The sequence below is a fragment of the Aquipuribacter hungaricus genome, assembly GCF_037860755.1.
In the GTDB taxonomy this organism is placed as follows: Bacteria; Actinomycetota; Actinomycetes; order Actinomycetales; family JBBAYJ01; genus Aquipuribacter; species Aquipuribacter hungaricus.
In genome coordinates this window covers 1-594 of sequence record NZ_JBBEOI010000527.1, presented here as the reverse complement: position 1 = coordinate 594, position 594 = coordinate 1, and the positions used below count along the sequence as shown (strand labels likewise).

1 protein-coding gene is annotated in these 594 nt (G+C 71.4%); it reads right to left on the bottom strand.

Annotated elements, in window-relative coordinates:
- Positions 1-7: 7 nt before the first annotated feature.
- On the bottom strand, positions 8-594 hold a 587-nt coding region (locus tag WCS02_RS20995; RefSeq protein ID WP_340296242.1), incomplete at its 5' end, for a nucleoside/nucleotide kinase family protein.

Below are 594 nucleotides of genomic sequence, written 5' to 3'. Positions count from 1 at the left end.
CGGTCGGCTACCGGTGAGAAGCGATGACGGGGGCGTCGAGGTCGGTGGCGTCCACGACGACGTGGGCTCGCTGCTCGGGCTGAGCGGTCGTGAGATACAGCCGTTGGCCCTGCACGTAGCGCGCCAGGCTGGGATGGGCTGGGTCTGGGTGGCTGCCGTCGCGGGAGGCCATGCGCGCCGCAGAGACCTCGAAGGGCACCTGGAGGAAGACCGACACGTCCCAGACGTCGACCAGCTCGTCTCGGTGGAGGAACAGGCCGTCCAGCACCAGCACAGAACCGGGCGCGGCCGTCAGGACCGGCGGGTCGCTCGCCTGGTCGGTGCGCAGCTCGAGGCTGGCGGTCTGGTACCGGCGCGAGCCGTCCGGCCCCAGCGGGTCCAGGACCCGTCTGCGCAAGGCGACGTAGTCGTAGCTGTCGAGCCAGAACCCTTCTGGCGAGTCGCGTCCTCGGCGGTAGCGGACTGCACGCGGGTGCAGGAAGGCGTCGGCGCCGACACGGACGACCGTCCGACCCCTCGAGCGGAGGACCTCGGCGAGGTCATCGGCGAAGACGGTCTTACCGGCTCCGTCGACCCCGTCGACGCCCACCCGCA